At 47.6% G+C, this 19,930-nt stretch carries 22 protein-coding genes; 16 read left to right on the plus strand and 6 right to left on the minus strand.

Translation table 11 applies throughout. The annotated features are described in order from the left end of the window. Positions 1-11: 11 nt before the first annotated feature. A complete protein-coding gene (locus tag FC34_RS07770; protein WP_083479299.1) occupies positions 12-2,798 on the plus strand; it encodes a cation-translocating P-type ATPase in 2,787 nt (928 codons plus the stop codon). Positions 2,799-2,868: 70 nt separating this feature from the next. Here the strand turns inward: FC34_RS07770 and FC34_RS07775 are convergent, their stop codons facing one another. Next, positions 2,869-4,209, minus strand: a complete 1,341-nt coding sequence (locus FC34_RS07775) for a C1 family peptidase (protein ID WP_057894855.1) — start codon at positions 4,207-4,209, stop codon at positions 2,869-2,871. A 351-nt stretch (positions 4,210-4,560) separates the two neighbouring features. On the opposite strand from FC34_RS07775, the gene pgmB reads away from it, so the two are divergent. Next, complete coding sequence (gene pgmB / locus FC34_RS07780; protein ID WP_057894856.1) at positions 4,561-5,232, plus strand: beta-phosphoglucomutase; 672 nt, start codon at positions 4,561-4,563, stop codon at positions 5,230-5,232. 53 nt (positions 5,233-5,285) lie between these two features. Here pgmB and rpiA read toward each other — a convergent pair whose 3' ends face one another. Then, a complete protein-coding gene (gene rpiA / locus FC34_RS07785; protein ID WP_057894857.1) occupies positions 5,286-5,975 on the minus strand; it encodes a ribose-5-phosphate isomerase RpiA in 690 nt (229 codons plus the stop codon). Positions 5,976-6,079: 104 nt separating this feature from the next. Beyond that, positions 6,080-6,370: a GNAT family N-acetyltransferase gene (locus FC34_RS07790; protein ID WP_057894858.1), complete on the minus strand. Its 291-nt coding sequence runs from the start codon at positions 6,368-6,370 to the stop codon at positions 6,080-6,082. Between the two features lie 122 nt (positions 6,371-6,492). Here FC34_RS07790 and FC34_RS07795 point away from each other — a divergent pair, with 122 nt between their 5' ends. The 14 genes from FC34_RS07795 to FC34_RS07855 all read left to right on the plus strand — a co-directional run bounded on the left by FC34_RS07795 (position 6,493) and on the right by FC34_RS07855 (position 17,864). Continuing rightward, positions 6,493-7,032 (plus strand): dCTP deaminase/dUTPase family protein, encoded by a 540-nt coding sequence (locus FC34_RS07795; RefSeq protein ID WP_057894859.1) that lies wholly within the window; start codon positions 6,493-6,495, stop codon positions 7,030-7,032. A gap of 16 nt (positions 7,033-7,048) precedes the next feature. Then, positions 7,049-8,419 carry a DNA repair protein RadA gene (gene radA, locus FC34_RS07800; RefSeq protein ID WP_057894860.1) on the plus strand — a complete coding sequence of 457 codons (1,371 nt, stop codon included), beginning with the start codon at positions 7,049-7,051 and terminating at the stop codon, positions 8,417-8,419. 18 nt (positions 8,420-8,437) lie between these two features. After that, complete coding sequence (locus tag FC34_RS07805; RefSeq protein ID WP_057894861.1) at positions 8,438-9,544, plus strand: PIN/TRAM domain-containing protein; 1,107 nt, start codon at positions 8,438-8,440, stop codon at positions 9,542-9,544. 134 nt (positions 9,545-9,678) lie between these two features. Continuing rightward, entirely contained in the window at positions 9,679-10,323 is a 645-nt protein-coding gene (locus FC34_RS07810) for an SDR family oxidoreductase (protein WP_057894862.1), read from the plus strand. An 83-nt stretch (positions 10,324-10,406) separates the two neighbouring features. Continuing rightward, positions 10,407-10,574, plus strand: coding sequence for a hypothetical protein (locus tag FC34_RS09710; RefSeq protein ID WP_157052276.1), 168 nt, complete (start codon positions 10,407-10,409; stop codon positions 10,572-10,574). Between the two features lie 101 nt (positions 10,575-10,675). Further along, positions 10,676-12,163: a glutamate--tRNA ligase gene (gene gltX / locus FC34_RS07815; RefSeq protein WP_057894863.1), complete on the plus strand. Its 1,488-nt coding sequence runs from the start codon at positions 10,676-10,678 to the stop codon at positions 12,161-12,163. 212 nt (positions 12,164-12,375) lie between these two features. Beyond that, entirely contained in the window at positions 12,376-13,782 is a 1,407-nt protein-coding gene (cysS, locus tag FC34_RS07820; RefSeq protein ID WP_057894864.1) for a cysteine--tRNA ligase, read from the plus strand. Between the two features lie 35 nt (positions 13,783-13,817). Continuing rightward, positions 13,818-14,210: a Mini-ribonuclease 3 gene (locus tag FC34_RS07825; RefSeq protein WP_057894977.1), complete on the plus strand. Its 393-nt coding sequence runs from the start codon at positions 13,818-13,820 to the stop codon at positions 14,208-14,210. After that, positions 14,173-15,045, plus strand: coding sequence for a 23S rRNA (guanosine(2251)-2'-O)-methyltransferase RlmB (rlmB, locus tag FC34_RS07830; protein WP_083479300.1), 873 nt, complete (start codon positions 14,173-14,175; stop codon positions 15,043-15,045). Before FC34_RS07825 ends, rlmB begins: the two co-directional genes overlap by 38 nt. Further along, positions 15,042-15,581 carry an NYN domain-containing protein gene (locus FC34_RS07835; protein WP_057894865.1) on the plus strand — a complete coding sequence of 180 codons (540 nt, stop codon included), beginning with the start codon at positions 15,042-15,044 and terminating at the stop codon, positions 15,579-15,581. Before rlmB ends, FC34_RS07835 begins: the two co-directional genes overlap by 4 nt. A 208-nt stretch (positions 15,582-15,789) precedes the next feature. Beyond that, a complete protein-coding gene (locus FC34_RS07840; protein ID WP_057894866.1) occupies positions 15,790-16,323 on the plus strand; it encodes a sigma-70 family RNA polymerase sigma factor in 534 nt (177 codons plus the stop codon). A gap of 44 nt (positions 16,324-16,367) precedes the next feature. After that, positions 16,368-16,769 carry a fluoride efflux transporter FluC gene (locus FC34_RS07845; protein ID WP_057894867.1) on the plus strand — a complete coding sequence of 134 codons (402 nt, stop codon included), beginning with the start codon at positions 16,368-16,370 and terminating at the stop codon, positions 16,767-16,769. Further along, entirely contained in the window at positions 16,762-17,118 is a 357-nt protein-coding gene (gene crcB / locus FC34_RS07850; RefSeq protein WP_235803413.1) for a fluoride efflux transporter CrcB, read from the plus strand. The genes FC34_RS07845 and crcB overlap by 8 nt, the downstream gene beginning before the upstream one ends. A gap of 41 nt (positions 17,119-17,159) precedes the next feature. Beyond that, positions 17,160-17,864 carry a TIGR00266 family protein gene (locus FC34_RS07855; protein WP_057894868.1) on the plus strand — a complete coding sequence of 235 codons (705 nt, stop codon included), beginning with the start codon at positions 17,160-17,162 and terminating at the stop codon, positions 17,862-17,864. A gap of 69 nt (positions 17,865-17,933) precedes the next feature. Here FC34_RS07855 and FC34_RS07860 read toward each other — a convergent pair whose 3' ends face one another. The 3 genes from FC34_RS07860 to FC34_RS07870 are packed head-to-tail and all read right to left on the minus strand — an operon-like array spanning position 17,934 to position 19,856. Further along, on the minus strand, positions 17,934-18,908 hold the full coding sequence (locus tag FC34_RS07860; RefSeq protein WP_057894869.1) for a polyprenyl synthetase family protein: 975 nt from the start codon (positions 18,906-18,908) through the stop codon (positions 17,934-17,936). Next, entirely contained in the window at positions 18,862-19,458 is a 597-nt protein-coding gene (locus tag FC34_RS07865; protein ID WP_057894870.1) for a Gx transporter family protein, read from the minus strand. The genes FC34_RS07860 and FC34_RS07865 overlap by 47 nt, the downstream gene beginning before the upstream one ends. After that, entirely contained in the window at positions 19,455-19,856 is a 402-nt protein-coding gene (locus FC34_RS07870; protein ID WP_057894980.1) for a NusG domain II-containing protein, read from the minus strand. Before FC34_RS07870 ends, FC34_RS07865 begins: the two co-directional genes overlap by 4 nt. Positions 19,857-19,930 lie beyond the last annotated feature (74 nt).

Genomic DNA, 19,930 nt, shown 5'->3' on the forward strand with positions numbered 1-19,930 from the left:
GAGGGTAAGACATGGGAAATCAGACAATCACAACCGACAGTGCCGCTTCGATGACATTAGCCGATTTGGATCAGCAGTTAGACACAAGTGCACAAGGGTTAAGCGCGACAACCGCGTCCACGCGGCTGGAAACAGTCGGTCCAAACACCATTCAGCATGGCCAGAAACAATCGCAATTGTTGAAGTTTTTGAAGAATTTCACTTCATTGATGGCGTTGCTATTATGGGTGAGCGGGTTTGTGGCCCTTTTTGCCGGCATGCCAGAATTAGGCATTGCCATTTGGGCCGTGAATATTATCAACGGGTGTTTCTCATTTTGGCAGGAACATGCCGCGCAAAAGGCGACTGATTCACTCCGCAAAATGTTACCAACTTACGTGAACGTTGTGCGTGACGGCAAGGTAACCCAGATTGATGCCGAAGACTTAGTGCCAGGGGACGTGTTCCAACTGCAAGCTGGTAATGCAATCCCGGCTGATGCCCGGCTGACGGAAGTTTCTTCGTTGCAGGTGGACGAATCGGCACTGACCGGTGAATCGTTGCCAGTGTTTAAACAGGCCACGTATGCCAAAGGTGACGGTAAATTCGCGCTGCAAAACGTTGTCTTTGCCGGGACTATTGTGACTAGCGGGACCGCGACGGCGACGGCAATTGCCACAGGGATGAACACGGAGTTTGGGAAAATTGCTCAACTCACTCAAAACCAGAAGCAGACCACGTCACCATTACAACGGGAACTGAATCGTCTGACTCAACAATTATCGTTAATCGCGATTGGTATTGGGATTGCGTTCTTCGTCTTGGCCATCTTCTTCGTTCATTACCCCGTGGCTAAGTCATTCATTTTTGCGCTCGGGATGATTGTCGCTTTTATTCCAGAAGGTTTGCTGCCAACAGTCACCTTGTCATTAGCACAAGGAACGACTCGCATGGCCAAAAAGCACGCGTTACTCAAGGATTTGAATAGTGTTGAAACCCTTGGTGAAACCACCGTGATTTGTTCTGATAAGACCGGGACCCTGACGCAAAATCAGATGACTGTGAACCATATTTGGTTGCCAAGTCAGGAATATACCGTGACCGGCACGGGGTACGTGAACAATGGCCATATTCAATTACATAATCAGGATTTTCCTGCTACTCAGGATCCTGACCTGGCGCGGTTGTTGGACATCGCGCTACTGAATAACGATACGCAAGTTGTGCCAGCCAGCGATTCGCAATCCACCATTAAAATTCTCGGAACTCCAACCGAAGCCGGCTTGGTCATTGTGACTGATAAGGCCGGGTTGAATAAAACTGATCAGTTGAAAGCCACACCGCGGTTGGCAGAGCTGCCCTTTGATTCTGACCGTAAGCGGATGACTACCGTACAACAAGCCGTTGACGATAGTCGCGTGCTGTACACCAAAGGCGCGCTGGATGGCGTGATTCAAATCTGTGACCAAATTCTGGATGGTGGGCAAGTGCGGCCAATCACCGATGCCGACCGCACGGCGATTGACAGTGCCAACAAGAAGTACGCTGCTGAAGGCTTACGCTCGTTGGCGTTTGCTTACCGGACCGAGGCTAAGACGGTGACTCCTGATCCAGCGGCTTACACCATCGCTAACGCCGAGCAACACATGACGTTCGTCGGGCTGGCAGCAATGTCTGACCCACCACGGCCAGAAATCTATGACGCGGTTAAGCAATGCCACCGTGCCAACATCCGCATTATCATGGTCACTGGCGATAGTGCTTTAACCGCCAAGAGTATTGCCGTCAAGATTGGCCTGACCTCGGATCAAGCCCAAGTCATCACTGGTGATCAACTCGACAAAATGAGTGACGAAGAGCTTCAACAAGCTGTTAAAGGCGAAGTTATTTTTGCTCGGGTCGCACCTGAACATAAATTCCGGATCGTGACCATGTGTCAGAAAAATGGTGAAGTTGTGGCTTCCACTGGTGATGGGGTGAATGATGCCCCAGCATTGAAGAAGGCCGACATCGGGATTGCCATGGGTGTAACCGGGACGGACGTCGCCAAGGATGCTGCCGATATGATTTTGACTGATGATAACTTTGCGTCAATTGTGGCCGCGATTGAAGAAGGCCGCACCGTGTACAGCAACATTCAAAAGTTCCTGCTTTATATTTTGAATTCAAACGTGCCCGAAGCCATTCCTTCCGTGTTGTTCCTGCTGACACGGGGCTTAGTGCCATTGCCACTAACCGTCATGCAGATTCTGACTGTGGACTTGGGGACTGACATGTTGCCAGCGCTTGGCCTAGGCGCTGAAAAGAGCGAACCCGGGATTATGGATCAACCACCACGCCCGCGCAAAGCACATTTGCTGAATCGCTCCATTATCTGGAAGGCTTTTGGCTTGTATGGTCTAGGTGCGTCCGTGATTTCGTCACTGGCATATTTCTTCGTGAATAGTACCTATGGCTGGCCTAGCATTGCGCTGGCCGCCAGTGGTCCCGTTTACCGTGAGGCCACAACTATGACCTTAGCCGCGATTGTCTTCTGTCAGATTGCAGCGGCCATTAATTGTCGGACCCAAGTCTCTTCGGTCTTTAAAATTGGCATCTTTAGCAATCACCACATCATTTTTGGGATTGTCTTTGAAGTGTTCTTGCTGGCTTGCTTAATGTATGTGCCGTTCTTACAAGGGCTTTTCAACACCGCGCCACTGGGCGGCGTTGAATGGTTGATTCTCATCTGCATTCCAATTCCATTGATTTTATTGGAAGAGGGCCGGAAGTATCTTGTGCGCCGGTTCATGCATAAGCCACAAGCAACAATGGCATAAAAAAATAGACTGTGACCGCCCAGCTGGGTTTGATCACAGTCTATTTTTGATTGCTATTAGATCGAATGATTTAAGCTAACGCGCCCATTGGATCCCAAGGGGCTAAGACAGTTGGCTTGTCATATTCGTCAGTAATGACATTTTGGAGTTCAAGTGGCAGATACTTCTTGCTGATGACAACTTGATAAACGAATTCATCGAACCAAGCATCGCTGGCAACAAAGTAACCCTTGTTCCCAACCTTGTCACCCCAAGAATTTTCCACCTTCCACTTGGTTGGTTTGCCATCAACGATATCGACACCAGTCAAGACCATGGCGTGCGTCATAAGGCTTTCGCCGTAATCCAAGCGTTGAGCCTTGGTCATGTGTAGGTCAGTGGAGAAGAGGCTGTCCTTATCGTAGATTTGAGTATCCAAAATCCCAATTTGACGGTCGGAACTTTGACCAACATCACTACCAAACCAAACGGATTCGCCAGCTTCAAGTTGTTTGATGGCTAATTGCTTGAAGGTATCAATGTCCAAGTTCAAGTGCCGGACTTCACGGCCACCAACAACATTCCCTAACATTTCAACAGTGTACAAGTGGTTGTATGGCTTGTCATCGGTTGGGGAGTTGATGATACTTTGATAATCTTTTAAGTTCCAGCCAACGTACTTGTTGAAGAAGGTCTTTGGGGTTAAGTCGCGATCGATGTGATAGACCTTGTCATCATCACGGTATTCCCAGTCAAATCTGGTTGGAGGGGTTCCTAAGGTATAAGCCAAAATCCGGTAGACTTCGGATAACATCTTGGACTTAGCCGTTTGGACATCATCGCTGCTAGCGCCACCATTGACGAGGTCACGCAAGGTGACAGCGTCTTTGCGGAGCTTCAAGTTCAGGACACTGTTTAACTCAGAACTCTTGCTGGAGTTGTAAGTTTCAGGCATCACAGACTTAGGGACAATCCCATATTTATCAATGATGGCTGTCAACATGTCCCATTGACCACCATCTTGTTGAGGCGTTGCGACCAAAAAGGCCACCTTGCGGCTGTCCAGAGATTCGCCGGCAGTCGCAATGATATTTTCATAGAAGTAGTTAGACTTTTCGAATTTGTCCCAGAAGTTGGTGTAGTTTTGGGATAGTTCGAAATCTTTAATCTTAAATTGGGCTTGAATGCCATGCCGCATGGTGTTCAGAGCGGCAAACATCCAGCAACGGCCAGATTGTTTCTGGTTGGCCACGTCGCCCGTATCTAATTCAATTGAGAAAGTCGGGGTCATGTTGACCTTACTGTCGGTGTTTTCGCTGCTAGCCAAGACACCGTTGTTCATGACTGCCTTTTGAATCACGCTGCTGGCAGGGGTCGCTGACAAGTCGCCGGCGTATTGTTTGATTTGATCTGTGGAAATTTCGCCACTCATATAAACACTCCCTAATATTAAGAATTGATGATAAAACATTGAACAAGAAATATGGTACCATACTTTTAAGGCTTTTAAAACAATGGTTTTTGCCACGTCAATACCGGAGTGCTAAATGGCGGTTCGTTAAAATTTTGATGAAAGCATTGGTTACTAGCCTTGGGAGACAAAAAGTTAGAGGGCGCTTGGGATTTTCTGTGAGATAAAAGCCGTTAAGGATACCGGTTTGCAGGAATCCGTTTTCAGTTTGGTGAGATCGGCAAAGAATCCGATGAGGATGGGCGCTAGAATTTCTCAAGTGCGTGAGCAAAGTGTAGAATAAAAGGTATTGAGGAACAAGGAGGGCTACGAATGCTAAAAGGTTTTGTTTTTGATCTCGATGGTGTGATTACCGATACCGCACAATATCACTATGAAGCTTGGAAACGTGTTGCGGAAGAGGAAACAGGAATTGTGATTGATGAATCTGTTAATGAGCAGTTAAAAGGGCTCTCCCGGATGGACTCATTGAATACGATTTTAAAATTTGGTCATAAAGAAGAGGCTTACACTGATACTGAAAAAGCGGTGATGGCCTCAGAAAAAAATGACTACTACTTAAAACTGATTCAAAATATGACCCCTGCTGATATCTTGCCTGGGATGAAAGAATTCCTAGAAGCAGTCAAAGCGGCCGGTTATCAGACCGCGATTGCTTCCGCGTCTAAGAATGCGCCAGCAATTATTGAACGCTTAGGATTAATTCGAGATTTTGACGGAATCGTGGATCCAACATTATTGCGGCATGGCAAGCCCGATCCCGAAATTTTTGAACGGGCGGCTGCCTTGATTAATCTTGATAATAGTGAAGTGGTGGGGATGGAAGATGCCGCTGCCGGAATTGCTGGCATTAATGCCGCCGGGCAATTCTCAGTTGGGATTGGTGATCCTCGGATTCTTGAGGACGCGGATTTGATTTTCCGGTCAACGAATGAGGTTGACCTCGGTGCGATTGAAGCGGTGTTCAACACGAAGGATAACTAAAAAAACTCCGTGCGGCTTAGCCGGCGGAGTTTTTTGCGGAATCTATTGTAGGGTTAGGCCCGTTTTGCCTCAAGCACTTTCACGCCCTCTTGAGTGCCAACAACGACTGTGTTAACAATGTCCAAGAACAGGCCGTGTTCGAGCAGACCAACTTGACTGATGAGCCAGTTGGCTAGTAAGTGCGGATGATCAATCTTGCCGACGTGTAGATCAATGACGTAATTGTCAGAGTGAGTCTTAACGCGATCGCCGTTGTCGTCGAGGCGGAATACTGGCTTTAGGCCTTCATTGTTAAGCCGGTCGAATACTTTTGTACTCCCGTAAGGAATAACTTCGAGGGGTAGAGGGAATTGACCGAGGGTATCAACCATTTTGGACTCATCAACAATCCAAATGTTTTTGGTTGAACTGGTGGCCACAATCTTCTCAAACGCATGGGCTGCGCCGCCGCCTTTGATACCTTGGAAGTTCTTATCCACTTCGTCGGCGCCATCAATGGTCAAGTCGACGTGAGGCACTTCATCAATGCCTTTCATCGGAATACCTAAAGCCTTGGCTTGTTTGCCGGTTCGCTTGCTGGTGGCGACGCCAGTGATGTGTAACCCTTCAGCTTGCACCCGTTTTGCGATAGCTTCAACTAAGTAGGTTACCGTTGAACCAGTTCCTAAACCAACAATCATGCCATCTTCAACAAAATCGGCAGCTCTGACTGCCGCGATCCGTTTGAGCTCATTTTGATCCATCGTCACGCATCCTTTTCTGATAATAAATTCATTATAACGAATTGCTGGCTCGAAAACCGAATTATGGCGAAACTTTTAATCTCAGACTTGATGTTTTCAGAAAATTATTCAGCTGCACCGCGCCGCCAAATATCGCCATACTCGGGCTTCGTTTCGAATTCGTGGACGGCAAAGGTGCACAATGGTTGGATTGTTTTGCCTTCCGTCCGAGCCAAATCAACCACACTTTTGACTAGTTGACTTGCAATCCCTTGGCCCCGAAGACTTGGGTCAACAAAAGTGTGGTCAATCGCATAGGCCGTGTTGTTGGCAATTGACTGGTAAGTCACCTCAGCCAGGAGTTGGCCGTTGGCATCCAACTTGAAGAACCGGCCTGATTCGTGTTCAAAATCCATGGAAACGCCTCCTTTTGGCTAAGCGTAACAATTTATAAAGCCGATTTCAAGATGGGGGTAGACGATAGCGACTGGGCAGTGTGCATGGTATGATTAAGACTAGATAACCCGAGGAGGATATTATGGCAACGCGCGGATTTGAAATTGTTTCAACCTATGCAGATCAAGACTTACACCTTCCAGTGCGCCAAACAAAACAGGCAGCTGGGTACGATTTTTTTGCTCGGGAGGATTTTGTCCTCCGCAGTATTTGGCGCTATGACTTTATTCGGTTGTTTCGCTTGATTCGCAATGAGCATCCACTAACTGATCAAGATTTTAAGCGAGCGAGCAAGATTCTCAAGCCGCTGTTAGTTCCAACGGGGATTAAGGCCTATATGCAACCTGATGAAGTCTTAATTCTTGCGAATCGCTCGAGCAATCCGCTTAAACGTGGGCTTATCCTGCCCAATGGTGTCGGTGTGATTGATGCCGATTACTATAATAATTCAGATAACGAAGGCGAAATTTTCTTTCAACTGGTCAACTATGGACCAAAAGACGTCATCATCAAGAAAGGTGATCGTATCGGCCAAGGCATCTTCATGCCATTCCTTAAAGCCGATAATGATCAACCCGTTGATCAAGTGCGCCAAAGCGGTTTCGGTTCGACCGGCCATTAATAGTTAAGGAGAACCAATGGCAAAAAATAAAACACGATATATCTGCCAAGAATGCGGCTATGTTTCAGCGAGCTATCTTGGCCGGTGTCCAAATTGTGGGGCATGGAATTCATTTATTGAAGAGACCACAACCCCAACGCAGGCGGCAGCTCAGCCACGGGTCACCACCACAGGGAGTAAGATTCAACCACAGAAGTTAACCGATGTGACCATCGAAAAAGAAAATCGTATCAAAACTCAGTTGGGTGAACTCAACCGTGTGCTTGGTGGTGGGGTGGTCCCAGGCTCTTTGATTCTAATCGGTGGCGATCCTGGGATTGGGAAGTCGACCTTGCTATTGCAAGTGTCTGGGCAACTGGCCCAGACAGGCGGCAAGGTGCTCTATGTGTCTGGTGAAGAAAGTGCCAGCCAAATCAAAATGCGGGCTGGTCGATTAACAGTGGCGGATTCAGGGATGTATCTGTATCCCGAAACTGACATGCCAAGTATTCAGGCCGCCATTGATGACCTACAACCTGATTATGTGGTCATTGATTCCGTTCAGACGATGAACGTGCCAGATATGAATTCGGCAGTGGGGTCAGTTTCACAGATTCGCGAGGTCACGGCCGAATTGATGCGGATTGCCAAAGCTAACCAAATTACAATCTTCATTGTGGGGCATGTGACTAAAGACGGAAGCATTGCCGGACCTAAGACCCTGGAACACATGGTTGACACTGTCTTATACTTTGAAGGTGACATGCACCACACTTACCGGATTCTGCGGTCCGTAAAGAATCGTTTTGGGTCGACGAATGAAATTGGCATTTTCGAAATGCACCAGAATGGGTTAGAAGAAGTCGCCAATCCATCAGAAATTTTCCTGGAAGAACGATTGGCCGGGGCCACTGGGTCCGCGGTGGTGGTTTCGATGGAAGGGACGCGTCCAATCTTAGTCGAGATTCAAGCACTAATTTCGCCAACGATGTATGGGAACGCCAAACGTACCAGCAGTGGTTTGGATCACAATCGTGTCAGCTTAATCATGGCTGTCCTCGAGAAACGGGCCAACTTAATGTTGCAGAACCAAGATGCCTATCTCAAGGCCACAGGCGGGGTCAAACTTGACGAGCCCGCCATCGACTTAGCCATGGCGGTTGCGATTGCTTCTTCCTATCGGGACCAAGAGATTCTGCCAACGGATGCGTTTGTCGGTGAAATTGGGCTGACTGGTGAAGTTCGCCGGGTCAATCGGATTGAAGATCGGATCAAAGAAGCAGCTAAATTAGGGTTTAAGCGTATCTTTGTCCCCAAGAATAATCTCAATGGCTTCAATCCGCCAGATAAAATCGAAGTGATTGGCGTCACCAGCGTTGGCGAAGCGCTACACAAGGTGTTTAACTAAAAGTGAAGGAGGGATTCGATGAATAAACGAATTGTCGTACTAATTTTCGGGTTATTGGGAATTGGGGTCGGCTTAGCAGTATTGCCCGGGTTATGGACCGTCATTGGGCAAATGCCACTATGGTTGACACATCCAGTGACCAACGCACTAATTGGCGCAGTCGTATTCGGACTGATTGGCGAAATGTTATCAGGCTGGATTCTGCGTCAAATGAAGCGAGCGGAAGCATTTTTGAGTTCACAGTCACCAAGTTACTTGCTGTTTGGGAGCCTTTCAACAATCGTCGGCCTCGTGCTGGCTGCTATTATTTCACTGCCATTATACAATCTCCCATGGGCAGGTCTTAACTTGGTGTTACCGATTATCTTGATGGTGATTTTGGGCTATCTAGGTTTTCGGGTGGGCACAACGCGACGTGAAGAATGGCGGAAATTGATTTCGCGTAACAAGCGAACGCCAGATGAGAACGCCGATCAAGTGCTTGAACGTAAAGCGGATGATAACTTCCGGAAATACAAAATTCTTGATACTAGTGTCATCATTGATGGCCGCATCCAGGCCATTGCTAAGACCGGTTTTATTGAAGGGACCTTGATGGTGCCAACGTTTGTGCTTCACGAGTTACAGTTAATCTCTGACTCTGCGGATTCACTCAAGCGTGGTCGTGGTCGACGCGGGTTGGATATCCTCAATGCCATGCAAGAAGATCCAGAAATCAATATCGAAATGTATGACGGCGACTTTGAGGATATGACGGAAGTTGATAGCAAGCTTATTAAGCTGGCTAAATTGCTTGATGGGATTGTGGTGACCAACGATTACAACTTGAACAAAGTCAGTCAGTTCCAGAATGTTCCTGTGTTTAACATCAACGCTTTAGCCAATGCGCTGAAGCCAGAAGTGATTCCAGGTGAAAGTATGAAGGTCACAGTCATTAAGTCTGGGACCGAACGGCAACAAGGTGTGGCGTACTTGGATGATGGTACCATGATTGTCGTTGAAGATGGCCAGTATTACATGAACCAACCGCTGGAGGTCATTGTGACCAGCGCACTGCAAACAGCGGCCGGCCGCATGATTTTTGCTAAGCCTGCCCATCAAGAAAAGAAACTAAAAGACAAGTAGCAATTTTGGCTAACCGTTACAGCGGTTGGCTTTTTTATTGGGATAATGCGGACTTACATTTCACAAGTGAATATTCAAGGTGTAGAATGTAAGCGTAAGCAACAGAACAGGATCAGGAAACGAGGGGAAATTATATGACTAATGTCTTAATTTTAGGTGCTCACGGAAAGATTGCTCAACTGGCGACAGCACAGTTACTCCAAGACACCGACGCCCATTTGAATTTGTTTCTGCGGGATGCTTCTCGACTCAGTATGACTGATGCTAATCGTGAGCAAGTGACTGATGGTGATGCAGCGAGTCAGGCTGATTTGGAGAAAGCCATGCAAGGACAAGACGTCGTGTATGCTAATCTCGGCGGTGGTAACATTAAAGCCCAGGCTCAGGCGGTTGTCGCCGCAATGGATGTTGTGGGCGTCAAGCGGTTGATTTGGATTTCAACTTTAGGCATCTATGATGAAGTACCTGGTGCTTTTGGCCGTTGGAATCATGAACAACTCGATCCTTCTCATTACATTGAGACCTATCGGGCCGCTGCTGATGTTATTGAAGCTTCTGATTTGGACTACACTATTATTCGGCCGGCATGGTTGTCGAATAAATCCTTGGTCAGTTATGAGTTAACGCAAAAGGGTGAAGCATTTAAGGGGACGGAAGTATCCCGGGCCAGCATTGCTGATTTCGTGGTCAAGCTCATCCAGAACCCAAGTGAACACATCCATGAATCGCTCGGCGTCAATCAACCGAATACTGATGGCGATAAGCCTTCATTCTATTAAGCATCAATCCTCGCAAAAGCGGGGATTTTTTTGATGACGTTGCTGTCGGTCGCGTGTACACTCTGGGCAAAAGGAGTGTGAGAATGATGTTAAAAAGTCGAGGTGCTCAGGCAATGGCCATCGGCGTCACTGCAGGGATTACGGCGGTCGTGTTAAACCATACGTCTTTGTCCGTTTGGTGGCAGGCGGCGATTATGGCCATCGTCGTGGGACTGGTGGTTTCAGCCGCCCAGTGGCTTGGCCGCCGATAATTTAGGCGGCGAAGCAATGAAAGTGAATTGAGCACTGTCAGGTTAAGCCAGGTATGGTACACTAACAATGCATTGTTATCTAAAAATGGAGGCGTAATGACTTGGCAGATCGACCAATTCGGGTGCGCTATGCACCAAGTCCAACCGGGCATTTACACATTGGGAATGCGCGGACGGCATTATTTAACTATCTGTTTGCACGGCACAACAACGGCACAATGGTATTACGGATTGAAGATACCGATACCAAACGTAACATTCAAGATGGCGAAAAGAGCCAGATTGATAACTTACACTGGTTAGGAATTGACTGGGATGAAGGCCCTGATAAACCTGGCGACTTTGGCCCATATCGTCAATCTGAACGGAAAGACATCTATATGCCTTTGATTCAACAATTAATTGATGAAGGCAAAGCATATGAATCTTACAAGACCGAAGCCGAACTCGAAGCCGATCGCGAAGCGCAACAAGCGCGGGGCGAAATGCCACATTATGAATATGAATATGAAGGCATGTCCGATGCTGAAAAAGCGGCCGCTATTGAAGCAGCCAAGGCAAAGGGATTAACCCCTGTGATTCGTTTCCACGTCCCAACGGATAAGACCTATGAATGGGACGACATTGTTAAGGGCGAAATCAGTATCGAAGCCAATACTTTAGGTGGCGACTTTGTCATCTTGAAGCGCGATGGCATGCCAACGTATAACTTTGCTGTTGTGGTTGATGATCACATGATGCAAATTAGTCACGTTTTGCGTGGGGATGACCATATTGCCAACACACCTAAGCAATTGGCAATTTATGATGCCTTTGGCTGGGAAGCGCCAACTTTTGGCCACATGACACTGATTATCAATGGTGAAACCGGCAAGAAGTTATCCAAGCGTGACGAATCAGTGCTCCAATTCATCGAACAATATCGTGAATTAGGGTACTTACCAGAAGCAATGTTCAACTTCATCACGTTGTTGGGCTGGTCACCTGTTGGTGAAAGTGAAATCTTCTCGAAAAAGGACTTCATTCAACAATTTGATCCGAAACGGTTGAGCAAGAGCCCAGCGCGTTTTGATAACAAGAAGTTGGAATGGGTTAACAACCAATACGTGAAAAAAGCTGATCCTAATGAATTGATGAGTCTGTCGTTGAACAACTTGATTGAAGACGGCATGTTGCCAGCGGACCCTGATGCCAAAACGGTTGAATGGGCGCGGCAATTAATCAGTTTGTATACAGATCACATGAGTTACACCGCTCAAATTACCAAATTAGCTGATATCTTCTTTGTTGAACCTGGTGATTTAACCGATGATGAAATGAAAGAATTAGCTGATGAAACTGCTCCTGCTGTCTTGGCTGCTTTTGAAGCTAAGATTAAGGCGCTGGACACATTCACAGCTTATTCAATCAATCAAATCATCAACGAAGTTAAGGTTGAAACGGGCGCTAAGGGCCGTAAGTTGTACATGCCAATTCGGATTGCGGCAACGCGCCAAATGCATGGGCCACAACTGGCTGAAACTATCGAATTGATGGGTCGCCAAAAGACGCTCGACAACATTAACTTTGTGGCAAGCAAATTAAAGTAAGCCATCGTGAAACGCTCAGCATCTGCGGATGTTGGGCGCTTTTTGGATGCAGCGCTGCGGAGGCTGATTTTCTGCGCCATCATCTCAATGATTTGTCGAAATCTTACTCGTACTCGATTGTTAAACGGGATTGTTCACGCTCTGTACTTTATATCTTCTTCAAACTCGGGTAAGATTACGCTAAAGGACATTAACGAAGGGATAGAAGTTCTATGCTGCAAATTTACAACACATTGACCCGGCAAAAAGAACCATTCAAGCCAATTGTACCTGGCGAGATTCATATGTATGTCTGTGGCCCGACGGTGTATAACTATATTCACATTGGGAACGCGCGTAGTGCCATTGCGTTTGACACTATTCGCCGGTATTTCGAATACCGCGGCTATAAGGTGAACTACGTCTCCAATTTTACTGATGTTGATGACAAGATTATCAAAGCAGCCCATGAGAGCAATGAGACACCAAGTGAATTATCGCAGCGGTTTATTGACGCCTTTATGGAAGATACAAAGGCGGTCGGGATTGAGCCAGGCACGACAAATCCCCGCGCTAGTCAGATGATTCCGGAGATTGTCGATTTCATTCAAGACCTGATTGATAAGGGTTATGCTTATGAATCGGATGGTGACGTTTATTATCGGGCTCGCAAGTTTGCCAAATATGGCGAATTATCCCATCAGAATATTGACGAACTTGAACAAGGCGCCAGTCAACACGTCAGCGATGAAGAAACCGATCGTAAGGAAGATCCGATTGACTTTGCGCTATGGAAGGCGGCTAAGCCCGGAGAAGTGTCCTGGGACACGCCTTGGGGGGCTGGCCGGCCTGGCTGGCACATTGAGTGCTCAGTGATGAGTACGACGCTCCTAGGCAACACCATCGACATTCATGGCGGTGGCCAAGATCTAGAATTTCCGCATCACGAGAATGAAATTGCGCAATCGGAAGCCAAAACCGGCCAAACTTTTGCCAATTATTGGATGCACAACGGGTTTGTGACCATTGGTGATGATGATCAGAAAATGAGTAAGTCACTCGGCAACTTTATTACCGTGCATGACATCATTAAGACGGTTGATCCAATGGTCCTACGTTTCTTCATGGCCTCTACGCAATATCGGCGGCCAATTCGCTATTCTGAAGCAAATCTGCAGGATGCGGAGAACAATTTGAATCGGTTGAAGATTGCACAAACTAATCTCCAGTATCGCCAAGCCAACGCTGCAGATGGCGCTGATGAAGATGTGCAAGATCAGTTAACGGCTCTGCAAGAGCGGTTCATTGCCGAGATGGACGACGACATTAACGTCCAAAATGGCCTGACGGTCGTTTACGACCTCGCTAAGTTAATGAATGAGTATGCTAATCGTGATGTGGTCTATGCGGTCACGATTACCGATCTATTGGATACCTTTAATGCCTGGCTGCAGATTTTTGGCGTGACTTTCCAGAAACCGCAACTGCTTGACCAAGATGTTGAAGATTTGATTCACCAACGGGATTTAGCCCGTGAAAACAAAGATTTTGCTCGCAGTGATGCCATCCGTGATGAACTGGCGGAACAAGGCATTCTACTCGAAGATACTCCCCAAGGAACGAGGTGGCGTCGCGCTTGACACCCAAACAATTAAACGGCATTACATTAGCTTATATGGGGGATGCAGTCTATGAAGTCTACATTCGCCAGCACTTATTAGAACGCGGCCTGGTTCGGCCCAATCAATTGCAAAAAGCTGCCACAGCTTTTGTTTCAGCCAAGGCCCAAGCTGCCTTGATTGAAGCGATGCTTGCCGCGAATTTACTGACTGAAGAAGAACAAGATATTTATACGCGTGGCCGTAATGCTAAGAGTTACACCCATGCTAAAAATACTAGCGTGGTCACATACCGGATTTCAACCGGGTTTGAAGCGTTGTTCGGCTACTTACATCTGAGCGGGGCCACAGAACGCGTGGCTGAATTAGCGCATTGGTGTATTGATTATGTAGAGAAAGGGGGGACCGGTCATGGTCAAAGCCAACCAAAATCGGCGCCAGCCAAGTAATAACCGTTCCAAGCCTAAATTTGATCGGCGCAATGCTAAACCGCGTGACATTCAGCCTCAAGTTCCTGTTGAGACCGGAGATGAAGCGGAACAAAGTGAATTCGTGTTTGGACGCCATGCTGTGGCTGAGACCTTGAAGACTGGCAGTGTCCAAACCATTAACAAACTGTTTGTTCAGGCCGATCTATCCAGTGACGCGGTCCACCAAATCGTGCAACAGGCGCAACAAAAGAAAATTGTGGTGAGTCAAGTTCCTAAGTCTAAGTTGGACTTACTCAGCGATGGTGGCAATCACCAAGGTGTCATGGTGACGATTGCACCATACGCCTACGCCTCAATTGATGATTTATTCGCGGTTGCGGCCGAAAAGGATGAAGCCCCGTTTTTCTTGATTCTGGACAATCTTGAAGACCCGCATAACTTAGGGTCAATCATGCGCACGGCTGATGCTGTTGGTGTTCACGGGATTATTATCCCTAAACATCGAGCAGTTGGCCTTACCAGCACTGTGGCTAAGACCAGTACTGGGGCGATTGAACATGTCAAAGTGGCTCGGGTCACGAACCTGGCTCAGACTATCAACATCTTGAAAGAACGCGGCATGTGGATTTTTGGCACAGCCATGGACGGTCAAGATTTCCGTCAATGGGATGCCAGTGGCGCGACTGCCTTGGTGATTGGTAACGAAGGCAAGGGGATTTCGCCCGGTGTGGCCAAGTTGATGGATGCAACCCTTACCATTCCAATGGTTGGTCATGTTCAAAGTCTGAACGCCAGTGTTGCTGCTGGTGTCTTGATGTATCAAGCCTTCTCGAGTCGGCAGGTGTCATCATGAAGAACCAGATTATGATTGTCGATGGCTATAATGTCATCGGGAATTGGCCAGAGCTCGCTAAACTGAAGGCTGAGGATCACTTTGATGCCGCCCGGGATCGACTTCTAGATGTGTTGGCCGAGTATCGCAGTTACGAAGATCGACAAATTATTGTGGTCTTCGATGCGATGTATGTACCGGGGATTGGTAAGAATTATTCCAAATGGGATTTAACTGTTGTCTTTACCAAAGAAGATGAAACGGCTGATAGTTACATTGAAAAATTGGCCCAGCAACTCAATACCCATTTAAATCAGCTGACTGTGGTCACAAGTGACCAGGCTGAACAGTGGACAGTCTTTTCGCGGGGAGCCTTGCGGATTTCGTCACGGGAATTTCTCACCGAAGTTTTGCGAGCAAGACGCGAATTTGAAGATGCCACCCAAACCTTTGCCCAAGCATTGACGCGCCGTAATGTGCCGTGGGATGCCAGTCAATTGCTCATGCTTGAGAAGATGCGACGGACCCTAGAGCATCGGCCCAAGGTTGATCGTTAGTCTCAGCCGTTGCGGCTTGGAATGCTTGAGAGTGACGCTTTTAACACAAAATATTTCGTAAGCCATTGGCGTTGGAATTATCACTTCCAAGCTGATGGCTTTTTTGTGTCGTATCGCGGCTCGATACATTAGTACAGGCGTTCGCTAGTTAAATCGTTGGCTGACTTTTACACTGAGCTCATTCCTATCGCTTTGCCAGGAGGAAGAAATGGAACAATTGCTGCATGATTTAATCCGCCAGGCCGCGAATGATTCAACCGCTTTTGACAACCTCTTCACCAAGTATCTACCTCTCGTTCGGACCGTCATCCGGACCTATCATCTGCGTGAATTTGACCGGGATGATTGGTTGCAAGAATCCAGAATTGCCATGCTCAAGGCTGCCCAGCATTTCGATGGCAGCAGCGGCTCGCAATTTGGCGCCTATTATCGGATGGTACTGCTCTCACACATTCGTTCATTATTACGCCGCCACTACGCGCAAAAGCGAGCAGCCGATGCTCAGAGCTTCCTGATTGAGCAAATCGCCCTCGAACGTCTTTTGCCCGGTGGTCGGCTTGATGTGGCCGAAGAACAATTCTTAATGCGCGTGGAATTGCCCCAGTTCTACCAGCAATTATCGACGATTGAGCAAACCATTTTGTTGCGGTTGATGCAAGAATCGAGTGGGACTTTCACGGCCAAAGAACAACGCCTGATTCGCCAAATTCGCCAAAAGCTGATTCGCTTCACTTCGCAGTGAGTCGGAGGGCTATGCTATACTAGGTCGGAAATGAGGTGGGCGCTATGCGGTATCGCCAATTTAAAGCACCATTGGCAAGTCTCTTGGCTGTAGCCGGATTTGGTGCACTGGGTGGCAGTCTCCGTTATGCCATTGGCTTATTGATTAACGGGCCTGCAGCCACTTTGGTTGTGAACTTGGTCGGCAGCTTTTGCTTGGCTTTAATCACTTATTGGCTGGGGCCAATGAGTGATCTGCCCGATTGGGCAATCACCGGCTTAGGTACCGGATTGATTGGGGCTTTCACGACTTTTTCGACGTTTAGCTTGGATAGTCTTCACTTACTTACACGGTCCATGTGGTTGGGTTTGGCTTATATGATGGTCAGTTTGGCTGGTGGGTTCTTGTTGGCTGGATTAGGGTATTTGACAGCTCAACATATGAAAGGCGGCCATCATTATGATTGAATTTGGAATGGTCGCTGGCGGGGCAGCAGTTGGGGCTGTGGCCCGGTATGTACTGACGCAAGTGGGACGAATGTATCAGAACCGATTGCCTTGGGCGACCTTTGGCATTAATATTAGTGGCTCGTTTGTGATTGGCTTGCTAGCTGGTCTACAGTTGCCCCAGTTATTGGGGCTGCTGCTAATGACAGGCTTTTGTGGTGGCTATACCACCTTCTCAACTTACAATACTGAATTAGTCATTTTGCTACGTGATCGTCAGATCGTGGCGGCTTTGACGTATTTCTTTGGCAGTGTGGTCAGTGGACTGATTGCAGTCAGCCTGGGCTTATGTTTGGGAAATTACCTGTAAGCGTGTACACTAGAATTATTCAATGAGGGAGGTTCATTAATATGCAATATGAATTACAGGGCAGCAGTACATTTCCGATTGCGGTTTTGAAACTTGGGACCAGCCAACAAGTCCAAATCGAATCTGGCGCGATGATTTATCACAACGGTAATATCAAATTGGAAGGCAAGATGAATAGCAATGGCAAAGGCGGCCTTGGCGGGTTAATGAGCGCGATTGGCCGTAGTGTTACTTCTGGCGAGTCATTCTTCATCACGACAGCCTCTGGGACCGCTGATGATGGTGAGCTGGCCATTGCCCCCGGCAATCCTGGTCGCATTGAGGAATTAACCATTGATGCAGATCATCAGTGGCGTTTAAATACTGGTGCGTTTCTCGCCGCTGACAGCACGGCTAGTTACAACATGATCCGGCAAAAAACTAGCGGCGCCCTGTTTGGTGGTACCGGCGGATTCTTCATTATGGAGAGCCAGGGCACTGGCACAATGTTAGTCAGTGCTTTTGGGGATTTGATCCCGCTTGACTTAGATGGCAGTCATGATTTCGTCATTGATAATAATCATGTCGTTGCTTGGAGTTCAGCACTTGATTATGACATCGAACCTGCAAGTGGCATGCTGGGCTTTACGACCGGCGAAGGCTTGGTCACCCGTTTTCACGGCGTTGGTCGGGTGTATATCCAGACTCGAAATATCGAAGCCTTGGCTAACATGGTTAAGCCATTCATGCCAACAAGTAATAACTAATCCTCTCGATTGCAAAAAAACAGAGCGGTCATGTTCCTTCCTACGGGGAGGGTCATGGTCGCTCTGTTTTTACATTGTGCGTTGTAATAACTGTTTGGTTAATTGAATCAGTGTCGCGCGCGCTGGCTTATCAGGTAGCTTTTGCAGAGCCTTCAAGGCTTTGTCTGTGTAGGCCTGTGCCAAGTCATGAGCACGCGCCACACCATTGACTGCCGACACGCGGGCCACAACAGTCGCTACGTCCTCATCAGTCATAGCGGTTTGTTTGCCTAAGAGTGACTTGATAGCGGGGTCTGCATGCATGGCCAGAATCAACGGGGCTGAATAAACGCCTTGTTTCATGTCTTCATGCACCGGCTTGCCAAAATCAGCTTCTGAACTCGTATAGTCCAGAATGTCATCCATCAATTGAAAGGCAATACCGATGTTTAAGCCAATGTCTTCAGCCTTTTTCGCAAAAAACGTACTGGCGTTACTTTCATACGCGCCGATGAAACAACTGAGGGCAAACAACTGCCCAGTTTTCCCTGAGACTTGATGCAAATATTGATCCATGGTCATGTCCAAATCATAACGGCGGGCCATTTGAGCGAGTTCGCCGTTCAAAATACGTTCCATGCTCTGCCCATCTTGTTGGACGCTGCGCAAAGAACTGGCGTAATTGGACAATAACTTAAAGCAAACGACAAACAAGTAATCACCAGCATACACTGCTGTGGCCCGATCAAATTCGGCTTGGATCGATGGTAGCCCGCGTCTGACGGGGGAGTCATCGATAATGTCGTCATGGATGAGTGTAGCGGTATGTAAGGTTTCGACCGCGGCGGCTAGAGCAATCATTTTCTGGCGATCAGTCTCTTGAAATTCTGAGAACAGCAGGCAGTACGCCGGTCGCAGTAGTTTGCCGCCAGCATTAATCATTTTAATGATGGCGTTTTTGACGGGAACGTTGTCAGTCTGAATGGTGGACTCAATCAGTGACAACGTGGCTTCTAGTTCATTTTGGATGTCTGGATAAGTCCGCCACATGGGGTGAATTGCCATAGTGACCTCCTTTGTGTTTATCGGCGTAGCGCAACCGGCTGAGGGTATCAACGTGTTCAAAAAGAAAGTTTGCTGCTATCCCAACGGCAATCCCTGACAGAATACCCATGAAGGCCAAGACGGGGAGATACAACATCACCGTCCAACTCTGGGCAATCAAGCTGGCCACAATTAATTGGCCTACATTATGGAGAATCCCACCAGCAGCGGAAATACCAATCATGCTGACACGTTTTTCGCCAAGTTGCATGATGAGGAGCATCCCCAACCAACTGAGGCTCGCGCCGGCTGAGCTGTACAGAAAAGTGGAAAGCGTCCCACCCAATAAAGTGGTAATCAGTAAACGTAAAACCATCAGAAAGAAACTGTCAGAAACAGACATCGTAAACAAGGAGACAATGGTGATGAGATTAGCCAGGCCGAGTTTGGCACCAGGCGCGAAAGCAAACGGGAACGGGATCATCCGTTCCAACAGACCAATAATGACACCTTGAGCGCAAAGCAGCGCAATATAAATATATTGGCGAGTCCGACTTTGTTGGGCGTTCATTCTGTCACTAGCCCCCCATCATCTGGTTTGTTGGTTGAAGATTTAATTTCAACCAAAAGTTTATGCGGCAGGCAAACAATTGTTTCGCCAGCCTTACTAATCTGACCGCGCCGAACACAGACTTGGTCAGGACAGTTGGCTTCAGAGATTGCAATTTTGTTATCCGTGACTTCAATCACATTCCAGTCGTCACCATCGTTATAGCGATAGGTAGTTTTACCTTCGTGATTGGTGAGCTGGACCTTGTAGACTTGCTTACCATCATGGGTGACGTATGCGGTCAGAATGTTTTGTGGTTGGACGTTTTGCTGGTGCTCATGGTAGGCGAAAATCCCATAGGGAATAAAGGCGCCAATCAGCAATAGGCCCACGATAATCCAGTCAAACGGCCGAATCATTTTTAAATAGCGTTTAAATTCTGAATTTTTCAAAGGTATCGACTCCTGTGACCTAAAAAGAGTTCTGGAGCAAT

Source organism: Lacticaseibacillus brantae DSM 23927, from assembly GCF_001436115.1.
GTDB lineage: Bacteria > Bacillota > Bacilli > Lactobacillales > Lactobacillaceae > Lacticaseibacillus > Lacticaseibacillus brantae.